The following is a 12,984-nucleotide window of genomic DNA, read 5'->3' on the forward strand; positions in this document are numbered from 1 at the left end:
TAGTCTATCGATGTGAGCACTTATTCCCCCAAGCCCCGCGACGGTGATTCCCCCAAGCCCCGCGACGGTGATTCCCCCAAGGGCGCAGGGCGACCCGGAAAGGGCAGTCCGACAGGCGACTCTTTCGGGAAACCTACTCCTGCCGAACTTCGGATTCGCGATACTCTTGAGAAGGCCGTCCGACCGTCTACCGACGGCCACGTGAAAGACGACGGGGACGATCCCCGCGACAGCGAACCGCACGGGGGAGGCCGCACACAGATGGCAAGACACGCAGCACCGGACGAGTCCGCGGTGCCGGCAGAGGCGCACGACGAGACGGAGATCCCCGCGCAGGGGGCTCCCGCCGCGCAGCCCGAGTACGACATCGCCTGGGAGGTGCAGCGGGCCATACGCATCCTCAACCCCAACGGCGAGATCAAAATGCCGCGCCCCACCAAGACCCGGGTCATGGCGGTGGCGAACCAGAAGGGCGGCGTCGGAAAGACGACGTCCACGGTGAACCTCGCGGTCTCCCTGGCGCTCCACGGCAACCGCGTCATGGTCGTCGACCTCGATCCGCAGGGCAACGCCTCCACGGGGCTCGGCGTCGAGCACGGCGTAGGGACTCCGGGCATCTACGAGTCCATGGTTCATGGGACCCCGTTGAAAGAGGTCGCCCACGAGGTCGACGGCATTCCCGGCCTCTTCTGCATTCCCGCGACCATCGACCTGGCCGGCGCCGAGGTCGAGCTCGTCAACGTCGTCGCGCGCGAGGCCCGTCTGCAGAAGGCGCTCAACGCCTACGACGAGGAGCTCGACTACGTCCTCATCGACTGCCCTCCCTCCCTCGGTCTTCTGACGGTGAACGCGCTCGTCGCCGCGCGGGAAGTCCTGATTCCGATCCAATGCGAGTACTATGCCCTCGAGGGCCTCGGCCAGCTGCTGCGCAATATCGAACTGGTCAAGGCGCACCTCAATGAGGGGCTCAAGGTCTCGACGATCCTGTTGACCATGTACGACAAGCGAACGAAACTCGCCGACCAGGTCGAGAAGGAGGTTCGGGGCCACTTCAACGAACTGGTGCTGTCGTCGGTCGTTCCCCGCAGCGTCCGCCTGTCGGAGGCTCCGGGATACGGCCAGTCGATCATCACTTACGATCCCGCCTCCAAGGGGGCGGCCCGTTATGTCGAGGCTGCGGCGGAGATGGCCCAGCGCGGCTCCCGGACCAAGAAGAGGAAGAAGTAGATGGCGGCAAAGCGTGGCGGTCTCGGCCGCGGACTCGGGGCGCTCATTCCCACGGGACTCCCCGAGGCGGAGGCGGCGGACGAGGTCGAGGACGAGCCGGAACTTGCGGAACAACCCGCCCCGGCTCAGCGCAAGGTGAAGGCGAAGAAAAAGAAGCCCTCCGTTTCACGTGAAACAGAGCGGCCGAAGGAGGAGGCCCCGGCGGAGGAATCCCCGGCGGCCGACGATCTCGCCTCGGTTCCCGGCGCCCAGTTCCAGCTGCTGCCGGTCGACCGTATCGACGCGAACGACAAGCAGCCCCGCCAGTACTTCGACGAGGAGTTCCTGGAGGAGCTGAAGACCTCGCTCGGCGAGGTCGGGATGCTGCAGCCGGTCGCCGTCAGGAACACGGGTGACCGGTACGAGCTGATCATGGGTGAGCGACGCCTGCGCGCCGCGAAGGCCCTGGGGTGGAGCGAAGTCCCCGCGATCATCCGCGAGACGGCCGACGACGAGATGCTCCGCGAGGCGCTGCTGGAGAATATCCACCGCGTCCAGCTGAACCCCCTCGAAGAGGGCGCCGCGTACCAACAGCTCCTCGACGAGTTCGGCGTGACGCAGGAGGAGCTGGCCAAGAGGATCGGGCGTTCGCGCCCGCAGATCTCCAATACCATCCGCCTCCTCTCGCTTCCGCCGAAGGTGCAGACGAAGGTCGCGGCCGGGGTGCTGACCGCCGGCCATGCCCGGGCGCTGCTGAGCTTGGAGGACGCGGGGACCCAGGAGCACATCTCCGAGCGGATCATCAGCGAGGGGCTGACGGTCCGCAACACCGAGGAGATCGTGACCGCGTGCAAGCTTGAGGAGAACCCGGTCCTCGAAGAGGAGGCGCCGAAAAAGAAGAAGGTCGTCGACCAGATGAAGGCGCCCGGGCTCGACGAGCTCAAGGAGCGCCTGAGCGACCACTTCGAGACGAGCGTGAAGGTGACGTGGGGGAGGAAGAAGGGGAAGATCACGATCGATTTCGGCTCCGTCGCGGACCTGGACCGGATCGTGGAGAAGCTCCACCTCGACGGAACGCACACGTAATCCCGGGTCTCCAAGGGGCCGCGTCGGCTCCTCGGACCGAGTCATGAAAGGGCCGCTGTTTCACGTGAAACAGCGGCCCTTTTTCTGTGTGCTTTTCCGTCCTCGAGGTATCCGACGAGACCGGACGAAGGAGCGGGAGGGTCGGGCCCGTCTGCCGAGTCGGACACGGAATCGGACGCGGCCGGGGCGACGGATGGGGGCGCGGATTCCAGACGGGGCAGCCGACGCGGTCGGGCGATGAGGTGCCCACGTCGGAGATCGGGGGGTCGGCGGCCCCGTGTTTCACGTGAAACTATGGCTCTCCTTGCCGGGTGATCTAGGTAAGGCGTGATCTTACGTTTCACGTGAAACGCCGCGTTCCGGGTGAACGAGAAACGGCCCCGTGTTTCACATGAAACACGGGGCCGGTCGACTAGTGGAACTCTAGAGTTCCTTCCACATGATGATGTCGTCGCGCCAGTCGTCCGGACCGATCTCGACGGCCCGCGGGAGGCGTCCGACTTCGTGGAAGCCGTGGCGCTGGTAGAAATCGACGGCGCCCGTCCCCGTCCGAGCCTTGAGGCTCAGTGCGCGGAGGCCGAGGTCGTTCTTGGCGACGCGGTCGACGGAGGAGAGGAGGACTCCTCCGATGCCGGCGCCCTGCTGTTCGGGGTCCACCTGGACGTGGCGCATCGTGCGCCAGCTGCTCCGCGGCGGGCTGTCGTTCGATGTGAGTACACACCAAGCGACAACTTCGGCGGCCCCTTTCTGTATCGCGACCAAGGTGTCGGTGCGGTCGATGACTTTGGACAGGATGGAAACCGTGTGCGGTCGCACTTGCTCGAGGGAGACCGGCGGGACGAAACCGACGGAACCGCCGGCGTTGGTGACACGAACCCACAAATGTGAGAGCTCATCCACGAGCGCGGCGGTGACCGGCGGATCCTTCAGCACCGACAGTGTGTCGGGCGCCGAGGTCTCAGTCACTGTAGTTTGCACCCCCCTATTGTGACCGATGCTGCGACCAGGGCCGAGTCCGGTCCCGGCATATGGGCCGCGCGGAGCGGCCGGGGTGGTCCGGAGATGGCCTCCGTCACCTGCCTTGGCGGCAATCGGCGCGGGGAACGGCGTCGATCCGTCACGACGGGCGCCGGAGAAAGGACGGATTCCCGCCGGGTCCATCGCGGAGGCGCGACCCGCCGTCCTCCCGTGCGGCGGTGCCCCTCATGGTGCCCGTGCGGTAACGTGAAGGGAGGTAGCTCCCGAAACCCCTTAAGCCTCCTGCACTCTGACTGACTCGCGACCGATCGAGGGGCGTTCATGGACAATGCGACGTACGGCTCTGGAACCGTCCGTCCGGAACAGAAGAGCGGACTGCCCACGTTCGTTCAGTGGCCCGCGTTCCCCTTCCACGGGGATTTCCGACTCAAACCCATCGACCCGCCCGTGCCGCGGGAACCCGAGCGCCGGGGAAGCGACCCGGCCGACTGCGTCTCCTGCAAGGGACGGGACGAGGACTACCTCTGGTCCAATGAGCGGTGGCGCCTGAAGGCCCCGCACGAGCCCAGCGGGCTGCCCGTCGTGGTGGTCCTGGAACCGCGCGCGCACTTGGACCTGGGGGACCTGTCGAGCATGCACGCCGCCGAGCTCGGCCTGCTGACCGTGCGCCTCGAACGCGCCGTCCGCTCGCTGGAGTCCGTGTCCCAGGTCCACGTCAACCGCTGGGGCGACGGCACCGCGCACCTCCAGCAGTGGTTCCTCGGGCGGCCCACCGGGTACCTGCAAATGCGGGGCCCGTTCATGACCATGTGGGACGAGATCCTCCCGCCCGTCGACCGCCGCCAGTGGCAGTCCGACCTCGCCTACATCGCCGCCTGGATGGACGAGGACTGACCCGGCCCGACGACGAGAAGAGGCCGGCGCGTTTCACATGAAACGCGCCGGCCTCTTCTCATGCCGTGGTCCTCCCGTCCTGGACGGAAGGCGACATCTTGGCTAGAAGGCGTCCTCGGAGACGTGCATGGCGGTCAGGTCCGAGTTCTCGACGATCTTCCGGTCGGAGGTCAGGCGGGGCAGGACCTCGTTGGCGAAGAACTCCGCCGTGGCGACCTTGCCCTTGTAGAACTCCTCGTCGCTTCCGCCGTCGAGCTTCGCCTGCGCCACCTCGGCCTGGCGGAGCAGCAGCCACGCGACCATGAGGTCGCCGGTGGCCAGCAGCAGGCGCCGCGAGTGCAGGCCCGTCGTGTAGAACTCCTCGCCCGGCTCGCCGCCCATGGCGGACATGAGCGCCGGCTGCAGGGCGGCGATGATGCCCTGGACGTCGCCGAGGGCGCGCTGGACCTTGGCGCGGACGCCGGCCAGGTTCTCGGCGCCGTCCTCGAGGGACTCGCCGATCTCGGTGGCGATGGTCATGAGCGCCTCGCCGTTGTTCTTCACGATCTTGCGGAACAGGAAGTCCAGGCTCTGGATCGCCGTGGTGCCCTCGTAGAGGCTGTCGATCTTCGAGTCGCGGACGTACTGCTCGATCGGGTAGTCCTGCAGGAAGCCCGAGCCGCCGAAGGTCTGCAGAGTCTCGTGGCTCAGCATCTCGTAGGCGCGCTCCGAGCCGCAGCCCTTCACGAGCGGAAGGAGCAGGTCGTTGATCGCGTCGAACTCCTTGGCGTCGTCGTGCTCGCCGTCGATCTCGGCCAGGCGGGACTTGTCCTGCCAGGAGGCGGTGTAGGCGACCAGGGCGCGCAGACCCTCGGAGTAGGCCTTCTGCATCAGCAGGGAGCGGCGCACGTCCGGGTGGTTGATGATCGGGACGCGCGGAGCGGTCTTGTCCGTCGAGCGGCGGAGGTCGGCGCCCTGGACGCGGCTCTTCGAGTAGTCCAGCGCGTTGAGGTAGCCGGTCGACAGGGCGGACATGGCCTTGGTGCCGACCATCATGCGCGCGTACTCGATGATGAGGAACATCTGGCGGATGCCCTCGTGGCGCTCGCCGAGCAGCCAGCCCTTGGCCGGGGCCTTCTCGCCGAAGGTCATCTCGCACGTGGAGGAGACCTTGAGGCCCATCTTCTTCTCGACGTTGGTGGCGTAGACGCCGTTGCGCTCGCCGAGCTCGCCCGTCTCGCCGTCGAAGTGGTACTTCGGGACCACGAAGAGGCTCAGGCCCTTGGTGCCGGGGCCGCCGACGCCCTCCTCGCCGACCGGGCGCGCGAGGACGTAGTGGATGATGTTGTCCGCGATGTCGCTGTCGCCCGAGGTGATGAAGCGCTTGACGCCCTCGATGTGGTACGAGCCGTCGGGCTGCTTATAGGCCTTGGTGACTCCCGCGCCGACGTCGGAGCCGGCGTCGGGCTCGGTGAGGACCATGGTGGCGCCCCACTGCTTCTCGATGGCGATCTTCGCCCACTGCTTCTGCTCCTCGGTGCCCTCCTGCCACATGGTCGTGGCGAAGGACGGGCCGGCGGCGTACATGAAGATGGCCGGGTTGGAGCCGAGGATGAGCTCGGCCAGCGACCACCACAGGGCTCGCGGAGCGTAGGTGCCGCCGAGCTCGTCGGGCAGGTCGAGGCGCCAGAACTCGCCGTCCATGAGGGTGCGGAAGCTCTTGCGGACGGACTCGGGAAGTTTGACGTCGCCGGTGGCCGGGTCGAAGTCGGTGCCCGCGCGGTCCCCCTCCACGTAGCTCGTGGCAAGGTCGTTCTCGGCGATCGCGGCCACCTGCTGGAGGATCTCCTTGGCCACGTCGACATCCAGATCACTGAACGAAGGATGGTCGAGGGTCTTCTGGGTGTCGAAGACCTCGAAAAGGTTGAACTCCAGGTCACGGAGGTTGTGGCGGTAGTGCGTCATTGCGATTCCTTCATTGGACTGCTGAGTTAGCTCCATCATATTACTCACCAGTAGCTCATGGCAAGTTTCGGGGGCGGTGATTCGGTGGCGCAGTTGTCAGGAAGGCGACTGATACGGGCGTAACTTGCCTGCGGGTGCCTCGTTGACCTTAGTGACCCGTCGTTTGTACGAAGAACACCCCCGGGAAGGAGCGGCTATGGACACCGAGAGAGGCAGCGCGGCATTGGGGCTGGAGGTCCGTCTACCAAGCCAGCGTACCGGCGGAAACGTCGCGATTCGGGAGGTGGACGGCGAGTCCGCGGGTCGGCCCGCGGCGGGCCCCGGGGGTGCGACGGCGGGGCGGCCGGTCGACGTCGACTGGAAGAGCGCCGAAAAGGGCGACGGTCGCGCGGGTGACGTCTCACCGCCGGCCCGGGGACTCCCCGGTACCGGCGCGGGCGGGAAGAACGCGGGTCCGTCCGCGGGATCCCTGCTCTTCACGCTGGCGGCGCCGTCCCGGGAGCCCGTTCCCTTCCCCTTCCCCGTTTCCGCTCCCGCCGACGGATCCGCGGCATTCGGCGAGGGGACCGCACTGTCCGGGGATACGGCCCTCGACGAGACCGTGACCTCGGGTGGAGCCCCGTCGCCCGCTTCGGCGCTGCTGCTCGGCGACGGCGGAGCGCCCGGCACGGAGGTCCCTGGGGAGTCCGGCCGGTCAGAGCTTGACGGGTTCAGCCTTCCTCCGATCACCACCGAGCACGCAACGACGCCCGGGGCCGTGTCCCGGGATGAGACGACGGACGGCGGGGTCGCAGTCGCTCCTCCGGCCCCGGCCGTCACCTTCGAGGCCACTGTCCTGCTCGACGCGGTCGAGCCGGGAAAGGTGGACCGCGCCGGGCGGGGGAGGATCTACGTCGGCAGGCACCGCCGGCGCCGCCCGCTCTGGTACCGGATCGTGACCAGGAGCCTCGTCGAGGAGAGCGCCCTGGCGGTGTTCAGCGACGGCGCGAGCCTGGTCCCTGGGAAGGCCTGAGACCGGCGCTCGGCGCGGTGCGGCGGGTCACCTGCTTCCCGACCGCCCGCGAGCGTGCGAGGTCGTCGAGGTCCGGCGGGGCGCATTCGTCCGCCGGTTCCGGGAACTCGGCTTGCTCCGGGAGTGCGAGGCCACCTAGGGCCGTTGCACGGGCGCGTCGTCGCCGGCCGGCCTCGCCTCCTCGCGCGAGGGCGGCTCCGAGCCCGTCTGCGGGACGTATTCGAGCAGCATGAGGGCGATGTCGTCCGTGACCTGGTTGTGGATCCAGTCGCGCACGGCGTCCTCCAGGGAGTCGAGTGCGTCCCCCACGTCGCCGTGGCCGATCAGGCCCTGGGCGCGCTGGAAGAGAGGGAAGAACTCGCCCTCGCGGCGCGCCTCGGCCAGGCCGTCGGTGTAGAGGAGGACCCGGTCGCCCGGGCGCAGGCGGAACGAGACCGAGGTGTAGGAGCCTCCGAGCCCGAAGGGCGGGGCGACGGTCCGAGTCTCCAGGTAGTCGACCGTCCCGTTGCGGAGCAGCAGCGGAGGCGGATGTCCGGCGTTGACCAGCTCCAGGGTGCCGCCGCGCTCCTGTCCGAGCAGGCCGGTCACGAAGTCCTCCTCGGTGGCGTTGCGGGACACGGACTGGTCCAGGCCCGAGGCCAGGTACGTCAGGTCGGCGCGGTCGAAGGCCACGAAGCGGAAGGCCCCCAGGACCGTCGAGGTCAAGCGGACGGTCTTCAACCCGTGCCCGCGGGCGTCGCCCACGATGAACCGGACGCCGAACTGCGTCTCCAGCACCTCGTACAGGTCGCCGCCGATCTGGGTGCCCTGCTGGGGCGCGATATAGCGCGCGGCGATGAGGAACGGGCCGGTCTTCTTCGGAAGGGGCCGCATGATCGCCTTCTGCGCCACGGCGGCGATCTCCGTCGCGGCCTCCAGCCGCGTCCGGCCCCTCTCCCTGGACACGCTGAGCGCGATGGCGGAGAGCGCCGCGATCACGATCAGGCCGATGTCCACCCAGTGCTGGTGGACGGGGTGTATGCCCAGATTCGGCATGGAGTAGACGATGGCGGTGGCCGCCACTACGGAGGCGGCCCCGATGCCTAGGGTGACGGGCCAGGTGAAGAAGAGGGCGACGATCATCGGCGGCGCGATGAGGATGGAGATCGCGTGGATGGAGGAGTGCGTGAACAGCTCCCACGCCGTCAGCCCGAGGACGACGGCGGTGGCGGTGAACAGGCTCAGCCACAGCTTGGGCGGGACTTGCGACACCGGCCGGACGACCATCGCTCCACCTCCTCCTTCGACGTGAACGGGCGCATGGGTGGTACACCCTACCGCAACGGTTTTACCAGAAAGTTTGTTGGTGGATAGGGGCTCTCACTTCAGGGTGTCACTGATTTCGGCGGATCTGGTGAATTTCTTTCCATTGCCCGCCAAGCGGGGACGGACCGGACGCAAGGGACGCGGTCCGGGGCCGGGACGAAAGGACATTCCGGGCGGTATGGAGCCGGAGGGCGGGCCGGGCGGGGCGAAGCACCCGAACGCGGGAGGGGGCGAGCCCCGGGGCCGACCGATCCTCACCGATTCGAAAGTGCCCTACCGAATCGACCGAGTCCTACTGGACCGGCGGAGCTCCGCCGGACTGCCGGGGCCTCGCCGAACTGACTGAGTCTCGCCGGGCCGGCGGAATCCGGATCACTGCCGGTGGCGGCGTTGGGCACGTCTCCGAACCTTGTTCTACCCGTGGTCAGGTGCCAAGCTTATAAGGTGCCAGTCAAGAGAGAAGCCGACATCAGGATCAAGGCGGAGCCGTACGCCAACCCCCTCGCACAGCAGTTGTGCGAAGAGATCCAGGACGAGTACCGCAACCGCTACGGAGGCGACGGCGACCAGAGCCCGATCGACCCCGACGACTTCGACCCGCCGCAGGGGATCTTCCTCATCGCGTACGACACCGACGGCGAGGCCCTCGGCTGCGGGGCGTGGAAGACGGTCGACCCCGAGACCGTCGAGTTCAAGCGCATCTACGTGCGCGAGCACGCCCGCCGGAGGGGCCTGGCGCGCCTCATCATGGAGGACCTGGAGTCCACGGCCCGCGACGCCGGCCGCAGCCGCGTAATCCTCTTCACCGGGCCCGAGCAGCCCGAGGCGATCGCCATGTACGAGGCGATGGGATACACCCCGATCGAACCGTTCGGTGCCTATGCGGAGTACGAGGACACCGTCCACGTCGGCAAGGCGCTCTGAGAACCCGGGTCGGACCGGCGGGGCCGCGAACGGCGCCTCAGGGACTCGGACACGCGAAAGGGCCCTCCGGAAACCGGAGGGCCCTTTCGCCTCGGAGCGGATGACGGGAATCGAACCCGCGCTATCAGCTTGGGAAGCTGAGGTTCTACCATTGAACTACATCCGCGTGCGAATCCTTCACCTTCAAGGGAAAACAACCCGTCCGGCGTGGAATCGGACTCCAGTATATTACGCGCCTCCGGCGACCGCAATCGCGGGCCGACACTAATCCGGGATGGCCACACCGAGGCCCCGCGACGGGCCCGCCTCCGCACCCGGCCGGGACCTGCGATCACCCTGGGACGCCGGGACGTCGGCGAAATCGCGACGCGACCGGGAACGGGAATCCTGTTCCAAGCGTCACATCGGTATGAACGGCAGAACAGTACACCCTTGGCGGTCGATGGCGGCCGTCTCCGCCGCTGGCGCCCTGGCGCTCACGGCGGCCTGCACCTCCACCTCCCCCACCCCGGACCCCGAGCCGGCGGTGCCGGCGGAGTGGGTCGACTCCGCGATGCTGGCGACCTACGACTCCTGCGACAAGGTCATGACGACCCTCGCGAACAGGGTCACCGCGGCCGTCGAGGCGCGGGGGCCGGACCGGACCCGCGCGGTCGAGGACCTCGAGGCGGCCCCCGAAGCGGCGACGTCCGACGACGCCGCCGGCGGCTCCGAGGGGAAGGAGTACTCCGAGACCAACGTCGCGGAGGCCGGCGTCGACGAACCGGACGTGGTGAAGACGGACGGCGACTTCCTCTACAGCGTCCACGGCGGCACCCTCAGAAAGGTCGACGCCGAGTCCGGCGCCGTGGTCCACGAGTACGAGTTCCCCGAAAGCGCCTGGAACGCGAACCTTCTGCTGACGGAGGACTCGATCGTCGTGTTCACCGACATGGACGACGAGAACGCCCGCGGCCGGACGGTCCACACCGTCTCCAAGTTCGACAAGTCCGACCTGACTCCCCGCGACGAGGTCCGCGTGGAGGGCTCCGGAGTCGACGCCCGCCTCACCGGCGGCCAAGTGCGCCTGGCGGTGTCCTCGACCCCCGAGGTCGAGCTCTACACCGGCGGCGAACCAGTCGCGGACGTCCTGGCCGACGCCGACGTCTCCTCCTGGGTGCCGGCGGTCCGGACCAACGGCGAGGAGCAGGAGCCCTCCTGCGCCGACATAGCCGTCCCCGCCGAGTACGGCGGCGGCTCGACGCTCACGGTGGGCGCGCTGGACGTGGACGCCTCCTGGGACGGCTTCGACCCGCTGACGGTCATGGCCGACGGCCAGACCGTCTACGGCACCCCCGACGCCCTGTACATCTCGCACAGTCCCGGAATCGCCTGGTACGGCCCCGAGAGCAAGGACGAGACGGAGATCTTCCGCTTCACGTTCAACGGCACCGACCCGGTCCTGGTGGGCGAGGCGGCGGTCCCGGGCTACCTCCTCAACCAGTACTCCATGAACGAGCACGACGGGCACCTCCGCGTGGCCACGACCGAGGAGCCGCGCTGGGGCTTCGAACCGCGCGGGTTCGCGCCCGAGGCGGAGGAGAAGTCCTCGTCGACGGTCACCGTCTTCGCCGTGGAGGACCGTTCCCTGGAGAAGGCCTCCGCGATAGGCGGTCTCGGCGAGGACGAACGGATCTACGCCGTCCGGTTCATCGGCGACACGGGATACGTCGTCACCTTCCGGCAGACCGACCCGCTCTACACCGTCGACCTGTCCGACCCGCGCGACCCCGAGGTCACCGGCGAACTGAAGATCACCGGCTACTCGGCCTACCTGCACCCCATGGGAACCGGCCGGCTGCTGGGCGTGGGGCAGGAGGCCGACGAGCAGGGCCGCACCGAGGGCATGCAGGTCAGCCTGTTCGACGTCTCCGGCGACGAGGCGGCGGTGCTCGACCAGTACGTCGACCCCGGCTCCCACGCGTCGGTCGAGTTCGACTCGCACGCGTTCCTGTACTGGGAGCCGCGCTCGCTGTTGGCGCTGCCGGCCACCGACTGGAGCGGCGGCTACAGCGCCTCGGTGAACCTCCTGGAGGTCAAGGGCGACGAGATCTCCGACGCGGGCGAGATCGACGCGACGGAGCTGGCGGGCGAGGGTTACTTCGAGACGGGCTCCATGCGAACCCTCGTCATCGGCGACACGCTCTGGACCGTGGACCGGGGCGGCGCCGTGGCCACGAACCTGGACGACCTCTCCGACAGCACCGTCCACCGGTGGTGAGGCGGATCAGGTCCAGCGGAAGTACCAGGCGCGGGACCTGATCATGTGCTCGGCGAGGTCCTGGACGGTGGGGACTCCGGAGTCCAGGAGGTCGGGGCAGTAGGCGTAGGCCTCGTGCGCCGCCTCCAGGGCCTCGGAGTCCGTCTCCGGCGGGTGCGAGACGAACAGCTCGATGACGTCGAAGGTCATGGCGATGACGTCGATGTCGTACTTCTCGTCCCAGTGTTTGAGGATCGCGGCGTGCTCGGCGCCGTAGAGCTCCCAGTTGGTGGACCCCTTCCAGGAAACCAGGGCGGGGATCTGCCACGAGTGCTCGGCCCGGACCAGGCCGAGGAGCCCCGACCGGGTCGGGGTGTCGAAGTCGGTGTCATTGCGGCGCTGGAGGATCGGCACCCCGCGGGCGGGCTCGCCGGCCTCGGCGGACTTGTGCTGCAGGACGATCGCCGGGTCTATGCTCTCGGCGCGGCCCAGCTCCTCGTCGCCCTCGTGGATGATCGACTCGCCGCCGTCGCGCCAGTCCTCGGCGCTCCCCAACAGCACCGGCATCCATCCGGTCCGCTCGGCGGCCTGCCGGACCGACAGCCACGTCGTGAGTGCCTCCGAGGCGCTGACCGGAGCGGCCCACAGCGTCGTTGCGGGCAGGGTGGCCAGCTTCTGCAAGCGCCCCACCGAGACTCCGGCCTCGGCCAGGGCGGGCCGGGGCGACTCGGGATTGGGTATCTCGCCGCGCTGTTCGTCCGGCGGAGGCGGCGGCGGGGTCAGGGTGAGCAGGTCGCGGCTCGGCCTCGGTGGAGTGAACATGGCTCCAGTATCGTCCATCTCCCCGTCGTCCGCATCCAGCTCCTCCTCTGGCGGCGTGGCGGGTTCGGACGCCTTTCGGCCGGGGCTCTGCTTGACCGACGCGGCGACGATGGGCTCGTCGAGCGACGGGTCGGCCGGGACGTCCGGCGCGGTGGCCTGGGCGACGGGGAAGGGGATGACGCCGGGGGGCGGTTCCTCCGCGCCTTCGCCGTCCGGCGCGGACTCCTCTTCTTCTATTTCTTCTATCGGGGCCTCGGGCTCCTCGGCGGTTTCGTCCTCCGCCGCCGAGGCGGCCGGGGCGGAGTCGTCCAGGGCGGCCGACTGGCGTGGCAGGCGCGCGTCGGGCTGGGAGGCGTCCTGCTCCGGGCGGTGTCCGTCTTCAGGGGTGTCACCGTCGGAGCCGTCGGAAGATCCGGTCTCGGCGGGAACGCTGTCGGGCGTGTCCCGACGGCCGAGTAGTCGTTGGAGCAGTCCCACGTTTCCTCATCGTCTCTCGGGCTGTCTGGGCAGGAGTGTCGGCAGGGGCGGTCGCCGACGACGCCGGGCTATTTGGATTTCCTCTTCTTGGTGAATA

The 12,984-nt window shown here is 68.5% G+C and carries 10 protein-coding genes and 1 tRNA gene; 6 read left to right on the plus strand and 5 right to left on the minus strand.

Annotation, left to right across the window (positions count from 1 at the left end; genetic code table 11):
* Positions 1–6 precede the first annotated feature (6 nt).
* Together ACFTE1_RS20230 and ACFTE1_RS20235 are read left to right on the plus strand one after the other, a co-directional pair.
* Positions 7–1,227, plus strand: coding sequence for a ParA family protein (locus tag ACFTE1_RS20230; protein WP_449329522.1), 1,221 nt, complete (start codon positions 7–9; stop codon positions 1,225–1,227).
* Positions 1,228–2,292: a ParB/RepB/Spo0J family partition protein gene (locus ACFTE1_RS20235; protein WP_380617882.1), complete on the plus strand. Its 1,065-nt coding sequence runs from the start codon at positions 1,228–1,230 to the stop codon at positions 2,290–2,292.
* A 423-nt stretch (positions 2,293–2,715) separates the two neighbouring features.
* Here ACFTE1_RS20235 and ACFTE1_RS20240 read toward each other — a convergent pair whose 3' ends face one another.
* Complete coding sequence (locus tag ACFTE1_RS20240; RefSeq protein WP_380617881.1) at positions 2,716–3,270, minus strand: GNAT family N-acetyltransferase; 555 nt, start codon at positions 3,268–3,270, stop codon at positions 2,716–2,718.
* A 321-nt stretch (positions 3,271–3,591) separates the two neighbouring features.
* Here ACFTE1_RS20240 and ACFTE1_RS20245 point away from each other — a divergent pair, with 321 nt between their 5' ends.
* Positions 3,592–4,164, plus strand: coding sequence for a hypothetical protein (locus ACFTE1_RS20245; protein ID WP_380617880.1), 573 nt, complete (start codon positions 3,592–3,594; stop codon positions 4,162–4,164).
* Between the two features lie 102 nt (positions 4,165–4,266).
* Here the strand turns inward: ACFTE1_RS20245 and ACFTE1_RS20250 are convergent, their stop codons facing one another.
* Positions 4,267–6,108 (minus strand): acyl-CoA dehydrogenase, encoded by a 1,842-nt coding sequence (locus tag ACFTE1_RS20250; RefSeq protein ID WP_380617879.1) that lies wholly within the window; start codon positions 6,106–6,108, stop codon positions 4,267–4,269.
* 196 nt (positions 6,109–6,304) lie between these two features.
* Between ACFTE1_RS20250 and ACFTE1_RS20255 the strand changes: the two genes are divergently transcribed.
* On the plus strand, positions 6,305–7,120 hold the full coding sequence (locus ACFTE1_RS20255; protein WP_380617878.1) for a hypothetical protein: 816 nt from the start codon (positions 6,305–6,307) through the stop codon (positions 7,118–7,120).
* Between the two features lie 135 nt (positions 7,121–7,255).
* Here ACFTE1_RS20255 and ACFTE1_RS20260 read toward each other — a convergent pair whose 3' ends face one another.
* The gene (locus ACFTE1_RS20260) at positions 7,256–8,386 is read right to left on the minus strand and encodes a PP2C family protein-serine/threonine phosphatase (protein WP_380617877.1); all 1,131 of its coding nucleotides are present in this window, start codon (positions 8,384–8,386) and stop codon (positions 7,256–7,258) included.
* A gap of 483 nt (positions 8,387–8,869) precedes the next feature.
* Here ACFTE1_RS20260 and ACFTE1_RS20265 point away from each other — a divergent pair, with 483 nt between their 5' ends.
* Entirely contained in the window at positions 8,870–9,349 is a 480-nt protein-coding gene (locus tag ACFTE1_RS20265; RefSeq protein WP_380617876.1) for a GNAT family N-acetyltransferase, read from the plus strand.
* A gap of 95 nt (positions 9,350–9,444) precedes the next feature.
* On the opposite strand, the gene ACFTE1_RS20270 is transcribed toward ACFTE1_RS20265, so the two are convergent.
* A tRNA-Gly gene (locus ACFTE1_RS20270) sits at positions 9,445–9,515 on the minus strand.
* 243 nt (positions 9,516–9,758) lie between these two features.
* Between ACFTE1_RS20270 and ACFTE1_RS20275 the strand changes: the two genes are divergently transcribed.
* The gene (locus tag ACFTE1_RS20275) at positions 9,759–11,609 is read left to right on the plus strand and encodes a beta-propeller domain-containing protein (protein ID WP_380762839.1); all 1,851 of its coding nucleotides are present in this window, start codon (positions 9,759–9,761) and stop codon (positions 11,607–11,609) included.
* A 6-nt stretch (positions 11,610–11,615) separates the two neighbouring features.
* Here the strand turns inward: ACFTE1_RS20275 and ACFTE1_RS20280 are convergent, their stop codons facing one another.
* Complete coding sequence (locus ACFTE1_RS20280) at positions 11,616–12,887, minus strand: DUF4253 domain-containing protein (protein WP_380617874.1); 1,272 nt, start codon at positions 12,885–12,887, stop codon at positions 11,616–11,618.
* Positions 12,888–12,984 lie beyond the last annotated feature (97 nt).

Source organism: Salininema proteolyticum (genome assembly GCF_042685645.1).
GTDB classification, from domain to species: domain Bacteria; phylum Actinomycetota; class Actinomycetes; order Mycobacteriales; family Micromonosporaceae; genus Salininema; species Salininema proteolyticum.

Coding starts and splice junctions, on each gene's coding strand:
- ACFTE1_RS20235 (WP_380617882.1), top strand. CDS start 1,228: ATGGCGGCAAAGCGTGGCGGTCTCGGCCGCGGACTCGGGGCGCTCATT.
- ACFTE1_RS20245 (WP_380617880.1), top strand. CDS start 3,592: ATGGACAATGCGACGTACGGCTCTGGAACCGTCCGTCCGGAACAGAAG.
- ACFTE1_RS20250 (WP_380617879.1), bottom strand. CDS start 6,108: ATGACGCACTACCGCCACAACCTCCGTGACCTGGAGTTCAACCTTTTC.
- ACFTE1_RS20255 (WP_380617878.1), top strand. CDS start 6,305: ATGGACACCGAGAGAGGCAGCGCGGCATTGGGGCTGGAGGTCCGTCTA.
- ACFTE1_RS20260 (WP_380617877.1), bottom strand. CDS start 8,386: ATGGTCGTCCGGCCGGTGTCGCAAGTCCCGCCCAAGCTGTGGCTGAGC.
- ACFTE1_RS20275 (WP_380762839.1), top strand. CDS start 9,759: ATGAACGGCAGAACAGTACACCCTTGGCGGTCGATGGCGGCCGTCTCC.